This is a genomic window from Paenibacillus sp. NPDC058177, assembly GCF_042883835.1.
GTDB classification, from domain to species: domain Bacteria; phylum Bacillota; class Bacilli; order Paenibacillales; family Paenibacillaceae; genus Paenibacillus_AQ; species Paenibacillus_AQ agri.
On record NZ_JBHVVB010000005.1, the window covers coordinates 69,639 to 89,297 of the forward strand.

A 19,659-nucleotide genomic window follows, 5' to 3' on the forward strand; every position below is an offset into this window, starting at 1 on the left:
GTACGGGGTTACGGGGTTACGGGGTTACGGGGTTACGGGGTTACGGGGTTACGGGGTTACGGGGTTACGGGGTTACGGGGTTACGGGGTTACGGGGTTACGGGGTTCGCAGGGCTCGTGGGGCTCGTGGGGTTCGCGGGGGTCGCGGGGGTCGTGGGGGTGTGGGGGTCGCGGGGGTCGCGGGGGTCGTGGGGGTCGTGGGGGTCGTGGGGTTCGTCGGGTTCGTCGGGTTCGTGGGGTTCGTGGGGTTCGCGGGGGTCGCGGGGGTCGCGGGGGTCGTGGGGGTCGTGGGGGTCGTGGGGGTCGTGGGGTTCGCGGGGGTCGCGGGGGTCGTGGGGGTCGTCGGGTTCGTGGGGTTCGTGGGGTTCGTGGGGTCCCTCGGGTTACTGAGGTTTGGAATATTTGCGACCTTAAGCTCAAGCCTCTACTTCAGCAGAATAACGCCTGCACTTCTGTTTGAATCTTAATTTCACTTAATATAGATCAGGCATTGAGCAAAAAAACCGGAATCCCCATTTAGATTCCGGTTTCATAAATAGCAATAAGGAGCCTGCAGCTTAGCTCCTGCTATTCCGCAGCCGCTGCGAGCAATTGCTCCGCTGGCCATGGCAACGGATTATTGAACGTTGCCCAGTCCTGCTTCATTTCTTCAGCAGTCAGAAGGCAGCGATCCAGCCGGGCTTCGATCTCCGAGCGGTCTGCACTAACGCCGATGAACACGATCTCGTTGATCCGGTCGCCCCACTCTTCGTCCCACTTAGCCTTAATCTCAGGCTCGCTCTCCAATACCTCCAGTTGCTGTTCCTTCGCCATCGATGCCAGCCAGTACCCTGCCGGCCCGAATTGAATCGACGGGCCAGCCTGGCTCAGGCTGCCAGCAATATCGCCTTTCGCCGCCAGCCACACGAAGCCCTTGGCCCGTACGATTTCATCCGGCCAATTGCTGAAGAAGAAACTCAGCCGCTGCGGATGGAACGGTGTTCTGCGCCGGTACACAAAGGAGCTGATGCCATATTCCTCGGTCTCCGGCGTATGCTCCTCCTTATTCAGCTCGGCAATCCAGCCGGAGGACAGACTTGTTTTCTCAAAATCAAACAGGCCCGTGTTAAGAATTTCCTTGGGATCAACAACACCGTTAACGGTGCGGATGATCTTGGCTGTAGGCTGAAGCTTGCGAAGTACCGCTTCCAGCTTGTTCAGTTCTTTTTCCTCCACCAGATCGCATTTGTTCAGCAGCAGCACATCACAGGTCTCAATCTGGTCGATCAGCAGATCCACGATATCGCGGACATCCCCTTCACCAGCGGTTTCCCCACGATCCAGCAGGCTGTCTCCGGAAGCAAAATCATGCCAGAAGCGGTTCGCATCCACCACGGTAACCATCGTATCCAGGCGGGCCAGTGTGGTCAGATCAATATCCAGATCGGGATCTTCGTACGTAAAGGTCTGAGCTACAGGCACAGGCTCGCTGATGCCGGAGGATTCGATCAGAATATAATCAAAACGGCCTTCCAATGCCAGCTTCTCCACTTCACGCAACAGATCGTCACGCAAGGTGCAGCAGATGCAGCCGTTGGACATTTCCACCAGCTTTTCCTCCGTGCGGGACAACGCCCCGCCCGATTTCACCAGATTGGCATCGACATTGACTTCGCTCATATCATTGACGATAACAGCGACCTTCAAGCCTTCACGGTTGTTCAGAATATGATTCAGCAGTGTAGTTTTGCCTGAACCCAGATAGCCGCTGAGTACAGTTACAGGAATTTTTGTCATTGGTGTTTCCCCTTTCGGTGTTCAAATTTCAGGTTGTACTATGAACCGTCTTAACGAGTCTCGCGGTGCAGCGTCACTTTTTTCAAACGAGGGCTGTACTTTTTCATCTCAAGCCGCTCCGGGTGATTCTTCTTATTCTTGGTTGTGGTGTAATTGCGATCGCCGGTTTCTGTACATGCCAAAGTTACGGTAACTCTCATTTCATTCATCCCTTTCTTTATTCGTAATAATTACGATTAACAAATCATACACGCTTTATTCACCAGATGTCAACAACTAGGGCGTAAAATTTCGAAAGGCTGTTATTTATGGTCTTTCCAGTAGACCTATGACATAGAGATGGAAATATGAATCTATGATTCTTGTTACAAAGAATGAGGCAGGAGTGAGGAAAATGAAGATACCTGTAATCATACTCAGCGGTTTTCTGGGAAGCGGTAAGACCACGCTGTTATTGTCCCTGCTGCAAGAGAGCAAGCAGAGAGGCCTGAATCCGGGCATTGTGATGAATGAGCTGGGGCAACGGGATGTGGATGGCTATATTTTGCAGGAGCATACCGGAATGACTGTAGAAAAGCTACTGGACGGATGTATATGCTGCAGCCGCAAGGAGGAGCTCGGGGAATGTCTTCAAGTGCTGCTGGCAAGGCGTCCGGATGCCATATTCATAGAACTGACCGGCGTAGCGAATCCGGAAGAAATCGCCCATGCACTGCTGGAAACGCCTCTGCGGGACCGGCTTACGTTGCATTTTACCGCTACAGTACTGGATGCAGAGAATACGCTGGAATATAACAGTCGATTATCGGCTGACCGACACCTTGTACGAACACTGCGCCAACAGATCCGTTCGGCGGACCTCATCATCGTGAACAAGAGCGATCTCGTAGAGCAAGAGACGTTATGGAAGATAGAGAAAGCGGTGCGTAAGCAGAACATTGAGGCAGAAATCGTGTACACCCATTATAGTAAAATCAATCTGGTACCCCTGCTGGCCGGCATCACTCCCCGGGAACTTCACATTCCGGCGCCACAGCGCGCACCCCGGACCTTCAAAAGCGCTGCAATGACCAGGGTCCTGCCGGACTCCGGCGGAACGGCATTGAAGGAACATGACACCGCACAGGAAACTTCCTATTCCCAGGTCGCTGCATTGACGCTGACTTTTCCACAGGGAGCGCCAACACAGCTCACTAGAAGACAGTTCGAAACCTTCTTCCGAGAATGCGGCGACAGTCTGTTGCGCGCTAAAGGCCATGTGATCCTATCGGACGATGAGCCGGTCCAGCTTGTCCAATATGCTGGCATGCGGACAACTTGGGAAGCCTCCAGCTATCCCGGTCTGCCCTATGTGGTCTGCATCGGATTGAATCTGAACGAAGCGCTGCTGACTGAACGCTGGTCCGCCTTGTTCCGCTCTTGACCTCTTTTTCACCGGTAAAAATATTCCCGCTGCTCCTGCCCGCAGCCTTCCTGCTTATTCTTGGCATCGTGTGGCTGCCGGGCCATCTGGAGCTGCTGGATAACGCGTATCTCCATTCCTTCAAAGCAAGCTTCATCGGCATTCTGCTGGAGGCACTGCCATTTGTGCTTGCCGGGGCTCTGCTGTCCTCCCTGCTGCGGGTGTTCGTGCCGGACGAAATGATCTCGCGGTGGATTCCGCGCAGCCCTGTACCCGCCATTCTTTTCGCTTGTCTGCTGGGTGTGCTGTTCCCGGTCTGCGAATGCGGCATGATTCCGCTAGTCCGCCGCCTGATTCATAAAGGTATGCCTGTGTATGTAGCGATCGTCTTCATTCTCTCCGGTCCGATTCTGAACCCCGTGGTATACGGGGCCACAATTACCGCCTTCCGTACCCACCCGGAGCTGGCCTATGCCCGCATGGGCCTGGCCTTTGCAGTCGCTTTTATCATCGGCCTGATCGTTTATTTCACCAACACTAAGTCCCCTCTCCGTCTGTCTGCCCGGCAGGAGAATGGAGTGGATCATCATCAAAGTGCACGCGGTGGCAAAGCTGCTGCCGTATTCGTACACACCTCCGACGAATTTTTTGAAATGGGCAAATATTTGATCATCGGCTGTTTGTTGACGTCCGGTATCCAGACCTTTATGGTGCAGGATAGTCTGGCAGCCATCGGCGGAAAACCACTGGGCTCTTATTTTTTCATGATGGGACTAGCCTTCTTGCTCTCCCTCTGCTCCACCTCGGATGCCTTTGTAGCCTCAACCTTTCTGCATTCTTTCCCGGCGGGTTCCTTGCTGGCCTTTATGGTGCTGGGTCCGATGCTTGATTTTAAAAATGCGCTGATGCTGCTCTCGCTGTTCAAAACGCGATTTGCCTTATTCCTGTTCTTCCTGATCTTCTCAACGGTGTTCATCGGGTCAGTATGGATGTCAGGATGGTTGTAGTTAGGAGGGAAGGACCTTGAATGAATCCCGGAGCATTCGGCTCCATTATCTGCTCAGGGCAGTACTTCTGCTGGCCTTTGCCCTCTATATTGGTCATTTGACACAGCAGGATGCCCTACATTATTATGTGGCACCTAAGCTGGCACGCTGGATCAAACTCTGCCCCATCCCTTTGACCCTGATGGCGCTCAGCCTGACGGTACAGGCACTGTTTGGCAAGGGTGCTGCCTTATGCGACTGCGACCACCGTCTTCCCCGGTGGGGTATCAGAAGCACTGTCCTGTATGGATTGTTTCTCCTGCCGCTGCTGTTCGGCTTCCTGCTGCCCGATCGGCCACTGGGAAGTCTGGCTGCATCTGTGAAGGGGATTGAGCTTACGTATAACATTAAGGAACCGGACCGCGAGGTCCAATTTAATACCAACGATCCTTTTGAAGTCGAGTTTGCCCAGTTGGCGAAGCTGCTGTACAGTCAGCCTGTAATTCCGGTCTATCCGGATATTTTCTCCGAGACTTTCGGGGCTATAGAGAGATATAAACAGGACTTTGAGGGCAAAGATATTGCCGTATCCGGTTTTGTGTACCGAGAGAATGCCACAACTACTGATGGCCCGTTTGCCTTGAGCCGCTTTCTGGTACAATGCTGTACCGCGGATGCCACACCGTTTGGGATTATGGTGTATCCCGGAACGCAAAAAAGCCTGCCCGCAGACACCTGGGTAGAGGTCCGGGGCAAGCTTCATGTTGGAAAATACAAAGGCAAGGATGTCGTGCAGATCGCTGCGGTGTCGGTCACACCCATCCCGCGGCCTGCTACACCCTATATCTATACCAGTCCCGACTCCGTAGCGGAGTGGTCAAAGTTACAATCCTCTGGCAAAAGTATTAGATAATAGCATCCAGCTCATCTTCATCACCCGATGACTTATTCGGATTAAAGACCTCAACCATAATCCGGGCCGGTATGCAGATGATCTGCTGCCTAGGTCTGGAGATAAAGCCCATTTCCAGCGCAATCCGCAGCGGTGCGTCTGAATAAGTCATCTGGATTCCGTAATCGAACACCTTGAGCGTGTTGTGTCCGTATTGGGTCTTGATATCGATAATCTGCTCTTCTTTGGTCAGGGGTACGGTCTTGTACTCCTTGCCATCCACTGTAATCAGGGCCATCAGATCCCCTTGTTTGTAATGGTCATTCAAGCTGTTGAACCATTTGATTCCATAAATAGAGCCGGCTGCGAGCAGCACCAGCAGAATGATAATGAAATCGCCGCGCTTCATCTTTTGCAAAGTAGATACCCTCTCACTAACCTAATTAAAATTTAAAATACGTAATAATTACGAACAAACTAAATATAGTTAGTGGATGGTTATTTGTCAACACTCAAGCATCCTTCGCGATCTGCTCAAGTCTTGACTTCAAGCGCCACTGCGAATCCGGGCCGACCAGTCACGCAGCACCCGGTCCAACTCCTTAACGTGAAGCGGCTTCGAGATGAAATCCTGCATACCTGCTCTCATGCACATTTCCTTGTCTTCTTTCCGGGCAAAGGCGGTCGCAGCGACAATCACCGGGCTAAGTCCCAGCCGCTCCCGGATAAGGCCCGTAGCCTCAATCCCATCCATCACAGGCATCTGGATATCCATGAACACCAGGTCATAGGAGCCGGACAGCACCGCTTCCACTGCCTCAGCACCGTTCAGGGCCACATCCGCTGCGTACCCCCGCTTTTTCAAGTACGCCAGCAGCAGCTGCCGGTTGACCGGGTGATCTTCAGCGACCAGAATAGACAACGGCCCATATTTGCCTCCGGCCAGTTCACCCGCCAAAATTGCGGGTTTATCATGCCGGGATTTTCCAGCTGAGCTGTTACTAACGGGCTCCGGCTGCCATTCTTCTCCCGGTAAGGTAACCTGTACGGTAAAGTAGAACTCAGAACCTTCGCCTTCCCGGCTCACTGCTCCAATTCCGCCACCCAGCAGTTCGGCCAGTTTCTTGCTGATCGCAAGTCCAAGACCCGTTCCGCCATACTTCCGGTTGATAGAAGGATGCAGCTGGGAGAAGGACTGGAAGAGAAGTCCCTGACTACCCAGCGGAATACCGATCCCCGTATCCTCTACCGAGAACTTGAGGACAACTTGTCCGGAATCCAGCCGCTCGTGGAGCTTCACAGAGATGCGGATATCCCCTTCCTCCGTGAATTTCACCGCATTCCCCACCAGGTTAACGAGAATCTGCCGCAGCCGCGCTTCATCAGTGACAACCACTGGCGGCAGGGCTGGATCAAGTTCGCTTGTCAGGAGCAGCCCCTTCTCCTTCACTTTGGGGTAGAACACCTCGCTTACATTTTGGATAACCTGAGTAAGCTCCAGTGGTCGTGGTTCCAGTGTCATCATCCCGGCTTCAATTTTACTAAAATCGAGAACTTCGTTCAGAATATGCAGCAGAGCCTCGCCGCTTTTATTGATAATATGCGTATAATAGCTTTGCTCCTCGTTAAGCTCCGTTCCCGTGAGCAAGTCAGCCATGCCGATAATACCGTTCATCGGGGTCCGCAGCTCATGGCTCATAATCGCCAGGAATTCTGATTTAGCCCGATCCGCCTGCTCGGCGGATTCCTTAGCGCGTACAATCTCTTTCTCTTCCGTGATATCACGGAAGACGACGACGGCTCCCTTGCGCTCACCGTTGTCAAACAGTGGAGTCAGGCGGTATTTTACGAGGAAGCTGGAACCGTCCTGCCGCCAGAACACTCCCTCCCGCTCTTCATATGTAACATTCTCCGACAAAGCCTGAATCAGCGTCTTCTGGCTGCCGGAATACGGCTCACCGTCCAGCCAAGTCTGCTGGATAGTCAGCAGATGACTGCTGGCCGACCACTCTCCCGGCTCATATCCGAGCATTCCCGCAGCGGCTGGATTAATGAACATCATCTCACCAGCCAGATTCACCCCGAAGATACCTTCAGAGACGGAGTTCAAAATCAAAGCATGTTCGTAGCTCAGCTTCTCGATCTGCTCCAAGTGGCGTTTGCGTTCCGTAATATCACTGGTGATGGCGAACACACCCGCCACCTCACCACTGACCATAATCGGCACATAGATAACGCTCACCTCGACCACATGTCCGTCCCGGTGAATGAGACGGCTCTCGAAGGTCTGGGCCTCTCCGCCTGAAGCCAACTCGAAGCGCCGGAGAACGTTGTCCATTTCATCCGGATCGACCACTTCGGTGAATTCGGACAACAGCAAATTGTCCCGCGAGTACCCGGTTAGATGCAGCAAGCTTGAATTCACAGAAAGAGTCCTGCCCTGCAGATCCATGGCACTGATCGCCGACGGATTGTATTCAAACAGGGATTTGTAGCGGTTTTCACTTTCCAGAAGCTTCATTTCATACTGCTTCCGTTCGGCAATATCTCGGGTCACACCTACAAGTTCGGACACCTCTCCGTCGCCGGAGTAGATATAACGGAAGGTCGTCTCTGTCCAGATATATGACCCGTCCTTGCGCCGAAAGCGGAACACTACCGGCTCCAGCTTCTCGCCGTTCATGCAGCTTTGCAGATAAATCTGTACCCGGTCCGCATCCTCGGGATGAATGTAGGCTATACCGGAAGTCCCGACCATTTCCTCAGGGGTATAGCCCAACATGGCCTGACAGATCGGAGATGCATACAAATAGGTTACATGCTCATCCGCAGCATAGCGGGTAATAAAGTCCAGAGAATTCTCCGAAATCAGGCGATAATTCCGTTCACTCTCCCGCAGCTGCGCCTCCATGCGGCGACGTTCCGTTACATCCTGCACCACTCCGCTGAGCTGGAGCGCCTTCCCACCTTCGTCCAGTGTGACCTGCCAATGAGATTCAATGTATTTGACTTCCCCTTCATTGGTCATGATCTGGAAAATCGCCTCACCGTCAGTTCCGTCCTTCACCGTCTTCCTGAGCATGCCTAGAACCTTCATGAAGTCCTCTGGCTTGATGCAGGAAATAATCTGCTTGTGGTCACAAAGCGAATGATTGCCATAGTCCTCCCTGAAGCCGAAAATATAACGCAGCTCCTTCGAGACAGTCAGGGCGCTGTTCACAATATCCCATTCCCAGGAACCCATGCCCGCCAGGTATTGGGCTGTCGCCAGCATATCCTCATATTTCTTACGCTCTGTGATATTACGGGCGATGGCGAGTACCTTCTCAACCTCACCTTCTTCATTGCGCATGGCCTGGAATGTACTTTCGATCCACAGGTACCGGCCATCCTTATGCCTGGCTCTGCGCACAGCTACCTCATTATCCGAATATAGCTTACCTTCTTCTATCATCTCACGGACATCCTGGGGATGATAATAGTCAACTCTCTTGTTTCCTAGCATTTCCTGCGGCGTATAGCCAAGCAGATTCTCTACCGAAGGTGACACATAATATAGCGTACCGTCTGGCTCCCCGTAAGAAATCATATCCGGTGTATTTCGGGTAATAAGATTGTACAGGTGCTGGCTCTCCAGATTGCGTTTCTCCGCATGTTTGCGCTCCGTAATATCCGTCGCCTCCGCGACCAGATACAACGGCCCCTCTCCAGCTTCTCCGTGAATCAGAAACACATGGAGCGAGGCCCAGATGACCGAACCATCACTGCGTAACAAACGCACCTCCAGATCAACTGCCGATCCGGACTCTTGAAGAAGACGATTCACCAGAAGATCCGGTTCTGGGAACTCACAATCGTCTTTATGTACCAAATTGGAATAATGTCTATTTAAAAGATCTTCCTCTATGTATCCCAGCATTTCGCAAAGCGCAGGATTGGAATGCAAAAGAGTCCCCTCTTTCACAGAGACTACCGCGATGCCGCTGGAAGATTGCATATACAATTGCTTAAAGATAAAGTCATGCACTGGTGGAGCCTCCTCTAAAGAATGGGGACGACAAACGTAATTGACAAATTTTAATATCAGTATACCTTTATTTCGGTAAATAAGCCTGATAATTGAGGCCTAAATGTATTGAATGCAAAAAACGAAAGCTCCCTTGAACATTTCAAGGGAGCGCATGAATACACTTAGAGGACGGTAAACCGGTCAGGCGATAACATCTCTTTGACTCATCCGCCTGATAGAATAAATGCTGAGAATAATAAAATACAGAAGATTCATGAGCACCCAGATAAATTGCTGATGCGGGGACAAACCGCCCTGTCCAAGCACCCCCATGCCTATGGTGAGCAGTGAATGGGGAAAGAACATCCCCAGTTTTGCCACATACATGCCAAGCCCGGCAAAAGCCGCGCACAGCCCAATCCCGATCGGCAGTGCAAAGCTGCGGATCACCAAGGACAGACTGAATTGCAAGGCGGCTACGGAGAGCGAGGCAACCCAGCCGCGTACCATCCACCCTATGACTTCGGGAGGGAACTGCGCCGGAAGTCCTAATAAATGCCCTGCAGCTATATAGAGCAGGAAGAAAAAGAACTGAACCAGTAACAGCAGCGCGGCACAAATCGCCATTTTGGCATAATAAATACTCGCTACAGAGACAGGAGCCGTCATGATCATGTTCCAATTCTTGTTCATGTGCTCCAGCCTGCACAGGGCTGCGCAGCAGATAGCAATGAGCACAGGAAAGAAAAATTCGCTGTAGAACAAGCCCACTTGTGTCCACAGGCTATACCATTCTTTTTGCAGCACACCCTGGTTCATGGCATAGTTCGCACTTCCAATCAGAACACTGGCCACAGGCAGAGCTAGCAGCACAATCCAGATGCGCAAGCGGCGCAATTTCAGCCACTCCGCAGACAATGTTTGCTTCAGCATACGAATCCCCTCCTCTTATATGTCCTGTCTGGAAATGTGCCGGCTTCCCGCGATATAGATAACAACACCGAGCACGACAAGAATGGACGCTTGCGGCAGCAGGGCTCCCCAATCAATAGCAGTAAACTGTATGGCATTGTTAACATAGCTTTGCCGTACCGGGCTTAACCCGTTGTAGTTCGACCATATGAAATATTGGCGCACGGCCTGAGGAAAAAAATCACCCGTCATGCCGAAGAATCCACCAAGCATCCCGAGACAGAGCGCAAAGGACTGGTTCTTCACAGCCAGAGACAGCCATTGCTGCAGGGCGATTATGACCATATTGGTCAGTAAAGTCCCGGCCATAAATTGCACCATAAGACCTAAAGGAAATGATTCCCATAACCCTTTGCCGATCCCGAAAGCCGCAGCAGCAGCGATTTGCAAGAGTGAGACCCCCAGCAGGATGACGCAGGCACAAATATATTTGGCTAAGTACAGCTGTCCCCTCCTAACCGAAACAGACAAAAGTAGCTTCCATGTGTTTCCTTTATGCTCCATGTCACTGATCCGGGACACACATACCGCCGACAGAATCGGCAGAAACAAGCCATTCATAGAGGAAAGTGTAGCCAGCAGTGGCATCCATTCTTCCTGATCCGGATGACGGGCCAATGACATACTTACTGCCATAAAAGCTCCAGCGAGCTCAACGCCAAGAAACAGCGTGGCCATCAAAAACAGCCGTTTACGCCGAATCTTATAAAATTCAAGGGAAATCAGCTGAATCACAGGCTCCGCTCCTTTCCTGTCAGCTCCAGGAAGATATGCTCCAGGTTTTTTTTATGCTCCTCGATCCGCAGCACGTCAATATTCGCCGCCACCAGCCTCCGGTTGACCGCCGCGGCCTCTTCATCCCCGAGCCCTGCAAAAGCGATCCGGTCCTCGAACAGCTGTGGCGAATAGCCTTCTGCAGCGAGAAAACGCTGTGCACGGGAATTATCAGCGGTTTTTATCATAATCATGGGATAACTTCTTCGCTGCAGTTCCTCCATACTTCCTTGAAACAGAAGCTTTCCTTGGTGGATAATCCCCACGGAAGTGGCAATCTGCTCAATCTCGGCCAGCAAATGACTGGACAGCAGCACCGTCATACCAAAACGCTCCGGCAGGGACTTGATCAGCTCGCGGATTTCTCCGATCCCAGCGGGATCAAGACCATTAGTCGGCTCGTCCAGAACAAGCAGCTTCGGCCAGGACACCAGAGCCATAGCAATACCCAGACGCTGCTTCATGCCAAGGGAATATTGCCCCGCCTTCTTGTCCTTATGCTTATCCAGCCTCACGATCTTCAAAGCCTCCGTCACATTATTGTCTGGCACTCTCCTAAGCCGCTGCACCACCCGCATATTCTCAAGCCCGGTGAGATGCCCGTAATACGATGGGGATTCAATAAGCGAACCCGTCCGGTCTAGAATCTGGCGGCGTTCCTCTGCAAAATCCTTCCCGAACACCTTTACCTTACCTTCTGTAGGTTTAGCAAGTCCGAGGATCATTTTCAACGTAGTAGACTTACCAGCGCCGTTAGGACCGAGAAAACCATAGATGTCTCCTTCTCTTACAGTTAGATTCATATCCTGCACGGAGTAGGTGCTGCCGTATCGCTTTGACAATTTGCTGGTGGAAATCACTTCACTCATAAGGTTGGCTCCTGTCTTTGTGGATTTAAGAATTCTAACCAGAGTATGGCAGAGAGACCTTTACCCAAACTGACGGCTACCTTACGTTAAGCTTAAATTGCTTCCAAGGATCTCATAGGGACAGAAATCAGGATGGAAATTCTGTATAATTAACACAGGTGATCAATAAATGGAAAATATAAAGAACAAAAAATTGCTTATCGTTGACGACGAACAAGCAATCAGGGAAATGATTGACGGATTTTTACGCAAGGATGGTTTTACCCGTATCTATCACGCATCCCATTACGCCGAAGCTCTGGACTTATGCCGCACCGTCAAGCCAGATATAGCCATACTTGATGTCATGCTGCCGGATGGTGACGGTTTCTCCCTGTTGACGGCACTGCGCCAATTCTCAAGTATGCCCGTTCTTTTCCTGTCTGCAAAAGGTGAAGATGAAGACCGTCTGCTCGGGCTCGGCCTGGGCGCGGACGATTACATAGTCAAACCGTTTCTGCCCCGGGAATTGTTGCTCCGCCTGATTGCCGTGCTGCGACGGGTCTATGCGCCGCCCAAGGAAGAACCGCGACCTGTCTTTACGCTGGGGAACCGGATTATTGATCTGGAAAGCGGCATGGTTAAAAGCGCCAGCGGAGAGCAGGCTCTGACTGCGAAGGAACATGCCCTGCTAACCAAACTGCACGCCCAGCAGGGTCGCATCGTCACCAGTGACATGCTGTGCCAGGCCGCTTGGGGGGATGACTACTACGGCTACGAGAATACGTTGATGGTCCATATCCGCAGAATTCGCGAGAAGATTGAAGCAGACCCATCCGCGCCCACTTCCCTGTTGACTGTCAGAGGCCTGGGATACAAGCTGATGATCAAGGGGGAATAACCTCATGGATGGCACTATCACCATCTTGAAGCGTTTTATCAGTACCACCATGCTGATCTCCATCCTGCTGCTCGTGCTTAATCTGCTTCTGCTTGGGCTATGGATCTTTAAAGGAATGAATGAGGGGAATTCGCCGAACACCGTAGTCCGGCAAGTGGCGGAAAATCTCAAGGTCTCCGGGCAAGCTTACTCCCTGGCCCCTGAAGCGGCCCAACTGCTGGATCAACACCGCGCATGGGCTATGCTGCTCGATCAGAGCGGCCAGTTGGTCTGGAGTCACAAGCTTCCAGAAGAACTCCCCGCAAGCTATTCCATCACGGATGTAGCCAAGTTCTCACGAAGCTTCCTGATGGACTACCCTGTCTTTGTCTGGGAGGTTGGTGAAGGGCTGGTGGTGGCGGGATATCCGAAGCACAGCTTGGCGAAATACCAGAATATCTATCCTGTGGGGTGGGTAGAAGAGTTGCCGACGAGAACCGCACTCCTTCTCATTGCCAACATCGTTCTGGTCCTGTTGCTGTCACTATTCATCGGTTCAAGACTGATCCGCTCTATTCGTCCACTAACCCGCGGAATTCAGGCCCTTGCGGATGATACAGAAGTACATGTGGAGCCTGTTGGCGTATTGAGGGAACTGGCCAAGCGGATTAATGGTGTATCCGAATTATTGAAGCAGAAGCGTTCCGCGCTGATCTCCAGGGACGAGGCACGATCCAATTGGATTGCCGGTATTTCCCATGATATACGTACCCCGCTATCGCTGGTGCTGGGCTATGCAAGCGTGCTTGAAGAGAACGCTGAACTTCCGGAGGAATCCAGGCATCAGGCAGGAATGATTACCCGGCAAGGTGAGAAGCTGCGCACACTGATCAGCGATCTGAACTTAGTTTCCATGCTGGAGTATGAAATGCAGCCGTTGCAAATAAAGTTGCTGCGCTTATCAGCGCTGGCACGGAATGCGGCCTCCGAGTACCTGAACAACGGTCTGGCGGAGCAGTTCGTGCTGGAGGTCGATATCGCCGATGAAGGCGTTCAGGTACAGGGCGATGAGAAATTGCTTCTGCGCGCAATTGCCAACCTGATCCAGAACTGCATTAACCATAACCCCGGCGGCTGCCGCATTGTTCTCCAGACCTTAACAGGCACGGATAAGAATATCGGCCGCCTCATTGTGGCAGACGATGGAGGAGGCATTCCGCCAGATATGATACCAGACTTATTAGAGCTGCCCTACTCGGCCAAAAGACAACGCCCCCTCCAGGATGGCCACGGCCTGGGGCTGCCCATGGTAGCCCGAATTGCCAAAGCCCATCACGGCAGATTGATCCTGAGCAGTGGATCAGATAGCGGGCTGACAGCCGAACTTGAACTGCCCCGTCACAAATAGAGTGTAAAAAAAACAGCTCCCGAGAAATACTCTCCTCGAGAGCTGTTTGTTCAATTCGCTTCTTCCTCTGCCTGCTGCTGGGGCTGGGAGGACGTTTCGTTTTCCAAGGAAGAGAAGTAGGCAATCTTGTGATCGATCTTTTTGGAAAACTGTTGGAAAAACTCGATTTTGCGGTCAATCTCCTGCTTGTGCTCCATCAGCAGCTTCCGCCGTTCCGGCAGAGTCCCGCCGCCTTCTTTGGACAAGGCAACAAACTGCTTAATTTCCGCAATCGGCATTCCTGTATCCTTCAAACAACAAATCAGAGAGATCAAGTCAATATCTTCGTCGTGAAAGCAGCGATTGCCATTCTCGTCTCTGGCGACCAGAGGCAATACGCCTTCTTTCTCATAGTAACGCAGGGTATATGGACTTAATCCGCTTTTTTGCGAGATGGTTTTGATACTGTATCCCATGGGTTGACTCCATTCTGCCGCTTGCTCCGGCACCGCTTAATCATCAAAAGAAAAAACTCTACTACTATATAGGTTTCAAACACAATACTAGTGGTTAACGCTAAATTAGGTCGCTACAAGTTCGAAGGGTTGTACCGATGACCCAATGACAATAATATAACATAAAACTATTGCCTTCTAGTAACCTCTAAGGTTTACAATTTATCATGAAGCTATCAAATGAAGGAGTGAATGTTGAAATGGCAGCGAAAATTAATGTAGGCAACGGTACACTTGAAGTCTCCCAGATTTCCCTGGGCTGTATGCGGATTGCGGATTTGTCCCCGAAGGAAGCGGAGGCGCACATCCTTACCTCACTGGAATTGGGTATTGATTTCTTTGACCATGCCGATATTTATGCCGGCGGCAAAGCTGAGGAAGTATTCGGAGATGTGCTCGTCAATAACCCTGGCTTGCGTGACAAAGTCCTGATCCAGAGCAAATGCGGTATCCGTAAAGGTTTGTTCGACTTTTCCAAGGAGCATATCCTGAGTTCCGTAGAAGGCAGCTTGAAGCGCCTGAAAACCGATTATTTGGATGTTCTGCTGCTGCATCGTCCGGACACCCTTTTCGAACCGGAAGAAGTAGCTGAAGCTTTCGATATTCTGGAGCAAAAAGGCCTGGTCAAACACTTCGGTGTCAGCAACCAGAAGCCGCTGCAAATTGAATTACTCAAGAAAAATGTTAAGCAAAAGCTGCTGTTCAACCAACTGCAACTGAGTATTACCAATACAGGTATGATCGACACAGGCTTCAATGTCAATATGGCGAATCCAGCTTCTATCGACCATGACGGTAGCATCCTGGAATACAGCCGTCTGCATGACATGACCATTCAGCCATGGTCGCCGTTCCAATACGGCTTCTTCGAAGGCGTATTCCTGGGAAGCGACAAGTATCCTGAGCTGAATCAGGTCGTTAACCGTCTGGCTGACGAAAAAGGCGTGGCCGATACAGCTATTGCTATCGCCTGGCTGCTGAGACATCCGGCTAAAATGCAGCCGATTGTTGGCACGACCAACACTCAGCGTCTGCGCGATATCGCCAAAGCTACAGACATCACTCTGTCCAAAGAAGAATGGTACGAGATCTACCGCGCTGCTGGTAACGTGTTGCCATAAAAAATTGGGCAGCGCCTCTGCTGCACATTTTGCCGACGGTATGTTTACGACTGCATGTTTACGACTGCGTGTTCACGACTGCGTGTTTACGACTGCGTGTCAGCCACTGAATGGGGACATCCTGGCCTCCGGGCTAGCTTGGATCCGTAACATCCACATGTGTCCGCGTCCGCCTACCAAATAAAAGCCTCAAATGCCACATGAATGTGGATTTGAGGCTTTTTTTCTCAGTGCTATACGGTTATCCCAAGCGCAAAGCTCTTTTTCCATAGGAGAATTAGCACCGTGTCATCATAGGCTGTCTGTCGACAGATTTCAACCACTAGAAACGGTATAGTCCCATTCACCAGTCGTCTTAGCAGTGAAAAAGAGGGCACCCTCCCCAACCAAGAGCATTTTTGTACCTTATTTCTCTTCAATATAGGAAAATGAGGGGAATAAGGGCATTATTGTATCTTATTTTTCGAAAAAGTACGCTGAATGGGGTATTCTGGAATATTTAAGGTACAAAATTGCACTTAATTGCCAAATTCATAGTTTCTCATGAAAATTAAGGTACCAAATTGCTCTTATTTCGAAGCCTCCCGATCCCATTCCCCCTCTTCACCCGCTCATGTAGAAAGGCTGGCTCAGAGAGCCAGCCTTAAGTTATGTTCTCGCCAGTCTGCGACAGCCTTGAGCTACGTTCTCGCTAACCCGGGCCAGCCCTGTACAAAGTGCATCTGACCAGCTATCCGTGTTTTGAATCCAATCAGCTTTAACCAACGCCTGTGGATTACAGTTTAAAGATTAACCTTGTGGCTTAGCGGACACCGCATGTGTTTCGCCTTCAGCGATCTCTACGGTAATATAGCTAACCTGTTCTCCGCCTACTGTGGTTTCCTGTTTTGCAGCTATGCCTTTACCGTTATAGTAGAGTGTATCCACATGACCAGGGAAAGCCGCCTTCCAGACAAAAGACTCCCCAGCTTGCAGCGTCACCGCACTCTCGGTGTTGCCCTTATGTTTTACTGTGATGGTGCGGTCGAGGATTGGGACTTCTCCCAGCTCCGCCCATTCCAGTGATTGCGCCAGTCTAGGCAGGGTGCTGATTACGGATGCTCCGTCACCGGCAATACCCATCAGTCCGGCAGCTACGGAACCAACCACACAATAAGACACTTCCGGGTAATCCCGGCGGTCCAGGGACGGGTCCACCAATTCCTTCAATTCCTTGAAGGCTTCTTCGTTCTCTCCGTACCGGTAGAAAATATCCGGCAGGTAGGTTTTACCTTCGACATTGGCCACACGATTGATTTTGACATCCTCCAGCGCTTTATTCAGCTTCTCACGATTCCCGATGGAACCATAATAGAGCGGGAGGAAATTACCCTCAGCATGATAGACCTTTACGAATGACCGGTCCTGTAGCATCGCACCATAGAAACGGTCTTTCCCTTCGTTCCACCAGTCCTTCTCATAACGCTGTTCCAGTTCATCTGCCTTGTTATCATACTGCTGGGCAACTTCAGCTAGACCTCTGAGACGGGCTAACTGAGCGAACGATCGGTATCCCGCAACCTGTGATCCGATCATGTCCCCGCCAAGCAGCGGGTGAAGTCCAGCCTCGTTAAAGGTAGCCAGACCTCTACGACCGTACTCAGGGTAATACTCCAAAATCCCGTCGCCGTCTTTGTCCCAAGTCTTTGTATATTCATTTAATGTTAGTTCGAAAAATTTCTGCAGCTGACTGTCATTCAAATAGTAGTCATCGCCTGTCCACTCATATTGACGCCAGCTGGTATGAATAATATCGAAGTTTGCCGGAAGATTGTACCAGAAATCCTCATCATTCTCGTAGTCCACCGGGGCAGGCACGTTGTCCTTGGTAATCTCCCAATACGTACACCAATCCCGTGATTCGGCAATGTTCTCGGCAAAACGCATGATCATATTTTTGGTATGATATCGAAGCCCCAGTACCGCAGCTCCAGTGCTATGATGCATTACATCACGGATACAAAATGCCTCACGTTCAGGCAATGCAGCTTCGTACCACAGCCCGACGGCATCTTCACCGAAATGAGCGTATTCAAGTGCCTGGCGTTTGGCCCAGACAAAACCTTCATTAAGATCTTTATCGGAGGATTGAAAAGTTACTGCACCAGCTTTGGCTTTAATCTCTCTCTCATTGGTCATGCTAAGGTCACTCCTGTCCTTTGTCTATATTAGCTTTCCTTGGAACCTGAGAAGGTCAGACCTTCCATAAATGCTTTTTGTGCTGAGAAGAACAGCAGGATACATGGCAATGTAATGACGACAGCCGCAGCCATCAGCAGGTTGGTATCTGTAGCATAAGTACCCTGGAATCCGGCCAACCCCAGCGTAAGCGTCTTCCATTTATCACTGTTGATATAAATCAGCGGTCCCATGAAGTTGTTCCAGGAGCCCATGAAGACCATAACACCGACAGCCATCAAGGCTGGTTTGGACAACGGAAGGAAGATCGTACGCCAGATTTTAAAATAACCACAACCGTCGATAATTGCCGCCTCTTCGAGACCAACAGGCAATCGGGAGTAGAATTGGCGCATTAAGAAAATATAGAACGCCGAGCCGAAGAAGGCAGGAACGATCAGCGGGTACAGCGTATCCAGCATGCCCAGCTTTTTAAATAGAATAAATTGCGGAATCATTGTGACTTCACCAGGTAGCAGCATCGTCGATAGAACCAGCACGAACAGGAACCCGCTTCCTCTCACCTTAAACCGGGCGAAAGCGTAGCCGACAAGCGAACAGGAAAGAACCGTACCGATTATCGGCAAGATGGTTGTAATCACGGTGTTAAGCAGATATTGCGGGAACGGAAAGGCAGTCAGTGCCTTGGCATAGTTACCCCAGCGCCAGTGTTCCGGCCAAATGCTCATCCCGGAGGCTGCAAGCTCCTCCAGACTCCGCAGTGAGGCGGAGACCATCCAGATAAAGGGATATAGAAATGCTACGCTCCCGATTAAAAGCAGGAGATAGGCCAGCCAATGCACCTTTTTCTTGGTAGAATTACGCTCTTTTTTGACGGACACGACGCTTCCTCCCTCCGTTTTGCTCTGTTTCGTAGTACACCCATAAAGCACTGCTGCGGAATACAATCGCGGTGAATATCAGAATAATCACGAAGAGTACCCAGGCCAGCGCTGATCCGTAGCCCATTTTGAACCACATAAAAGCATTTTGATACAGGTAATAAGCATAGAACAGCAAGGAGTTATCCGGCCCCCCGTTGATCATGAAGCCTTGGGTAAAGGTCTGGAATGCCCCGATCATACTTGTTACCGCGTTGAAGAACAGGATCGGCGAAATCTGTGGCAAGGTCACGTGCCATACCTTTCTCGCAGCCGTGGCGCCGTCGATCTCGGCCGCTTCATACAAGCTTTGCGGAATATCCGACAAGCCCGCCAGATAGATGATCATGTTGCCGCCGACCGTCCAGAGGCTCATAATAATGACCGCAGGCATCGACCAGTCCGGACTGGAGAACCAGCCAGGTCCTTCAATACCTACCAGACGCAGCAGTGAATTGACGAGACCAACATTCGGATTGAAAATCCAGATGAACAGTACCATCTGTGCAACACCCTGCACCAGGGTAGGAAGATAATAAATCGTACGAAAAATATAAATGCCGCGCAGCTTCAGGTTCATCAGAATCGCAATCGCAAACGACAGAATGACCTGCAACGGTACGCTTACCAGCGTGTAATAGAACGTCACGGATAATGATTTATAGAACAATGTGTCTTTGAACAACATCTTGTAATTGTTCAGCCCTATCCACTGCGGGTCGCTGACAACTTCCCATTTGGTGAAGCTGATATAGAAGGAGAAAATCATCGGACCTACCGTAAACAGCAGGAAGCCGATCACCCAGACCGAGACGAACATGTAGAAGCTTGCCGTTTTGGTATGCATGATTCTCTTCTTCACAAGCAGCCTTGTAATGGCAAAAATAATAGCGAACACCAGCGCGATAACGGTCAGAAAAGGGAGAAGCGGCAGCAAAGCTGCCGGCATCCCTATTCCTTCATAGAAATTGTAGATCCCTTCTATTAGTCCATTCATAAG

At 50.9% G+C, this 19,659-nt stretch carries 18 protein-coding genes; 7 read left to right on the forward strand and 11 right to left on the reverse strand.

All coding sequences use genetic code 11. The features are described from left to right. Positions 1-187: 187 nt before the first annotated feature. Entirely contained in the window at positions 188-466 is a 279-nt protein-coding gene (locus tag ACFVU8_RS19850; protein WP_387429576.1) for a hypothetical protein, read from the forward strand. A gap of 100 nt (positions 467-566) precedes the next feature. Here ACFVU8_RS19850 and ACFVU8_RS19855 read toward each other — a convergent pair whose 3' ends face one another. Together ACFVU8_RS19855 and rpmG are read right to left on the reverse strand one after the other, a co-directional pair. Further along, positions 567-1,775, reverse strand: a complete 1,209-nt coding sequence (locus ACFVU8_RS19855; protein WP_387429578.1) for a GTP-binding protein — start codon at positions 1,773-1,775, stop codon at positions 567-569. A 50-nt stretch (positions 1,776-1,825) separates the two neighbouring features. Next, the gene (gene rpmG, locus ACFVU8_RS19860; protein WP_175370466.1) at positions 1,826-1,975 is read right to left on the reverse strand and encodes a 50S ribosomal protein L33; all 150 of its coding nucleotides are present in this window, start codon (positions 1,973-1,975) and stop codon (positions 1,826-1,828) included. Positions 1,976-2,169: 194 nt separating this feature from the next. On the opposite strand from rpmG, the gene ACFVU8_RS19865 reads away from it, so the two are divergent. The 3 genes from ACFVU8_RS19865 to ACFVU8_RS19875 are packed head-to-tail and all read left to right on the forward strand — an operon-like array spanning position 2,170 to position 5,076. Then, entirely contained in the window at positions 2,170-3,198 is a 1,029-nt protein-coding gene (locus tag ACFVU8_RS19865; RefSeq protein ID WP_387429580.1) for a CobW family GTP-binding protein, read from the forward strand. Then, a complete protein-coding gene (locus tag ACFVU8_RS19870) occupies positions 3,195-4,184 on the forward strand; it encodes a permease (protein WP_379468652.1) in 990 nt (329 codons plus the stop codon). The genes ACFVU8_RS19865 and ACFVU8_RS19870 overlap by 4 nt, the downstream gene beginning before the upstream one ends. Positions 4,185-4,200: 16 nt before the next feature. After that, positions 4,201-5,076 (forward strand): TIGR03943 family putative permease subunit, encoded by an 876-nt coding sequence (locus ACFVU8_RS19875; RefSeq protein WP_387429582.1) that lies wholly within the window; start codon positions 4,201-4,203, stop codon positions 5,074-5,076. On the opposite strand, the gene ACFVU8_RS19880 is transcribed toward ACFVU8_RS19875, so the two are convergent. The 5 genes from ACFVU8_RS19880 to ACFVU8_RS19900 form a co-directional block, all read right to left on the reverse strand. Further along, entirely contained in the window at positions 5,069-5,464 is a 396-nt protein-coding gene (locus ACFVU8_RS19880; protein ID WP_387430122.1) for a NusG domain II-containing protein, read from the reverse strand. The two genes, ACFVU8_RS19875 and ACFVU8_RS19880, sit on opposite strands and share 8 nt — an antisense overlap. Before the next feature lie 138 nt (positions 5,465-5,602). Further along, complete coding sequence (locus ACFVU8_RS19885; protein ID WP_387429584.1) at positions 5,603-9,082, reverse strand: PAS domain S-box protein; 3,480 nt, start codon at positions 9,080-9,082, stop codon at positions 5,603-5,605. Between the two features lie 183 nt (positions 9,083-9,265). Continuing rightward, positions 9,266-9,997 (reverse strand): ABC transporter permease, encoded by a 732-nt coding sequence (locus tag ACFVU8_RS19890; protein WP_387429587.1) that lies wholly within the window; start codon positions 9,995-9,997, stop codon positions 9,266-9,268. Positions 9,998-10,012: 15 nt separating this feature from the next. Then, complete coding sequence (locus ACFVU8_RS19895) at positions 10,013-10,771, reverse strand: ABC transporter permease (protein ID WP_387429588.1); 759 nt, start codon at positions 10,769-10,771, stop codon at positions 10,013-10,015. Next, the gene (locus ACFVU8_RS19900; RefSeq protein WP_387429590.1) at positions 10,768-11,679 is read right to left on the reverse strand and encodes an ABC transporter ATP-binding protein; all 912 of its coding nucleotides are present in this window, start codon (positions 11,677-11,679) and stop codon (positions 10,768-10,770) included. The genes ACFVU8_RS19895 and ACFVU8_RS19900 overlap by 4 nt, the downstream gene beginning before the upstream one ends. 169 nt (positions 11,680-11,848) lie before the next feature. Between ACFVU8_RS19900 and ACFVU8_RS19905 the strand changes: the two genes are divergently transcribed. Further along, positions 11,849-12,559: a response regulator transcription factor gene (locus ACFVU8_RS19905; protein WP_387429593.1), complete on the forward strand. Its 711-nt coding sequence runs from the start codon at positions 11,849-11,851 to the stop codon at positions 12,557-12,559. 4 nt (positions 12,560-12,563) lie between these two features. Beyond that, positions 12,564-13,946 (forward strand): sensor histidine kinase, encoded by a 1,383-nt coding sequence (locus tag ACFVU8_RS19910; protein ID WP_387429596.1) that lies wholly within the window; start codon positions 12,564-12,566, stop codon positions 13,944-13,946. A gap of 50 nt (positions 13,947-13,996) precedes the next feature. On the opposite strand, the gene ACFVU8_RS19915 is transcribed toward ACFVU8_RS19910, so the two are convergent. Further along, complete coding sequence (locus ACFVU8_RS19915; protein WP_175370472.1) at positions 13,997-14,401, reverse strand: MerR family transcriptional regulator; 405 nt, start codon at positions 14,399-14,401, stop codon at positions 13,997-13,999. Positions 14,402-14,640: 239 nt separating this feature from the next. On the opposite strand from ACFVU8_RS19915, the gene ACFVU8_RS19920 reads away from it, so the two are divergent. Continuing rightward, positions 14,641-15,561: an aldo/keto reductase gene (locus ACFVU8_RS19920; protein ID WP_387429598.1), complete on the forward strand. Its 921-nt coding sequence runs from the start codon at positions 14,641-14,643 to the stop codon at positions 15,559-15,561. A gap of 789 nt (positions 15,562-16,350) precedes the next feature. Here ACFVU8_RS19920 and ACFVU8_RS19925 read toward each other — a convergent pair. The 3 genes from ACFVU8_RS19925 to ACFVU8_RS19935 are packed head-to-tail and all read right to left on the reverse strand — an operon-like array spanning position 16,351 to position 19,656. Then, a complete protein-coding gene (locus ACFVU8_RS19925; RefSeq protein WP_387429601.1) occupies positions 16,351-17,739 on the reverse strand; it encodes a hypothetical protein in 1,389 nt (462 codons plus the stop codon). A 29-nt stretch (positions 17,740-17,768) separates the two neighbouring features. After that, complete coding sequence (locus tag ACFVU8_RS19930; RefSeq protein WP_387429603.1) at positions 17,769-18,620, reverse strand: carbohydrate ABC transporter permease; 852 nt, start codon at positions 18,618-18,620, stop codon at positions 17,769-17,771. Further along, positions 18,598-19,656, reverse strand: a complete 1,059-nt coding sequence (locus tag ACFVU8_RS19935) for a carbohydrate ABC transporter permease (protein ID WP_379468633.1) — start codon at positions 19,654-19,656, stop codon at positions 18,598-18,600. Before ACFVU8_RS19935 ends, ACFVU8_RS19930 begins: the two co-directional genes overlap by 23 nt. Positions 19,657-19,659: the final 3 nt, after the last annotated feature.